At 61.3% G+C, this 1,459-nt stretch carries 1 protein-coding gene and 1 pseudogene; both read right to left on the reverse strand.

The window, feature by feature from the left end:
• Nucleotides 1-256 precede the first annotated feature (256 nt).
• On the reverse strand, nt 257-1,264 hold the full coding sequence (locus HGI46_RS17975; RefSeq protein ID WP_125956734.1) for an IS110 family transposase: 1,008 nt from the start codon (nt 1,262-1,264) through the stop codon (nt 257-259).
• Between the two features lie 93 nt (nt 1,265-1,357).
• Nucleotides 1,358-1,459 (reverse strand): annotated as a pseudogene (locus HGI46_RS17980) (IS5/IS1182 family transposase); the annotation flags it as partial.

Genomic DNA, 1,459 nt, shown 5'->3' on the forward strand with positions numbered 1-1,459 from the left:
TAGGCTCAGGATCTGTAATTGCAGAGCTGGGCGGTGTGATCCCTTGAGGGTTTCATGGATCTGTCCGCACTGACCGAGCCGGAGCCTGGTCGTGCTGTATCGGGTCTCACAGAGGCGAACGTTGCATTGACTCGAAGCGGGCTTTGCTGCCCATCTGACTACCTTCGCAGATCGTTCGTCCCTGCGTTCCCTCTCGGGACACCGCCCTCGGATCAGCTTTGACGCTTCACCGCTGGCAAGCAGGTTCTACCCCAACTCAAGCTTGGAACAAAGTGCCGTCGCGCAGCATGGCATGCATGATGACCGCAAGGCGGCGAGCCAGGGCGACGCGAGCCTTCTTAAGGCCCCGGCGCTTGGCGATCTTCATGGCCCATGTCTTCAGGGCGAAGGTCTCTCGGCTCCTAGTCAGGATCGAGTTGGCGGCTTCGTAGAGCAGCTTGCGCACCGTGCTGTCGCCCTGTTTGGTGATCCTGCCTGTCCAGTCGAGCTCACCCGACTGATGACGTCGGGGCACAAGGCCGAAGTAGGCCCCGGCATTGCGCGATTGTCGGAAACGCCCCGCTTCATCCACTGCAGCGGCGAAGGCGGCTGAGGTCTGAACGCCGACACCTGGGATGGTCATCAAGATTTCGCAGGCTTGTGACTGGCTCGCGATGACACGCAGGCGGCGGTCCATTTCCTTAATTTGCTCGACCAGTTCCGCGCGCACGGACAGCAAGGATGCGATGGCGTCGCCAAGGCCCGGGATGTGGGCGGCCTGCATGATCCGTTCAAGGAAAGCCTTCCCTTGACCTGCGCCGGGCCGATAGCCGAACGTCGCGCAGAGACCACGGATCGTGTTGTCGAGGCGGACACGCGCTTCCACCAGATGGCTGCGTGCGGTGATCACGCTGCGGACGCCATGCGCTGCAGGGGATTTGACGTGCACCTCCTTGAAGAAGCCGGTGCGCGCCAACTGTGCGAGGCCGGCGGCATCGTGAGGGTCGGTCTTGTTCGCCTTCATTGCTTTGAGGCTCTGGTGCGCCTGGCGGGCATCGATGCACACCACCGGGATACCCAGTTCACGCAGACCAAGGCAAATCGCCGGCGACATGCGGCCCGTTTCGATCACCGCCCGCTCGATTGGACCGTATCGCTCCAGCATCATGGCGATCGCTTCCGGAGAGCTTTCCACTTTCTCGGACACGACCTTCCGACCATTGTCATCAACGATGCAGACCTGCGTGGATTCCATCGACAGGTCTAATCCGGCATAGTGCTTCATGGCTGCTTCCCTCCTTCAGGATTCGACAACCAGAAGTGTGCGCCTCAACCGAGCTCCGAGGGAAGCAGCCGCAATTACACGATGACTCACTGATCACAGCCAGAAGAGCACGGTTGCGGCGAGTGCGAGGGCGGAGAAGAAGACGGTTGGACAGCGGTCGTATCGCGTTGCCACGCGTCGCCAGTCCTTGAGACG

The sequence above is a fragment of the Novosphingobium sp. ERW19 genome (assembly GCF_012641315.1).
GTDB lineage: Bacteria > Pseudomonadota > Alphaproteobacteria > Sphingomonadales > Sphingomonadaceae > Novosphingobium.

Bases quoted from the DNA above. Each gene is read 5' to 3' on its own strand.
- HGI46_RS17975 (WP_125956734.1), bottom strand. From the start codon at position 1,264: ATGAAGCACTATGCCGGATTAGACCTGTCGATGGAATCCACGCAGGTC.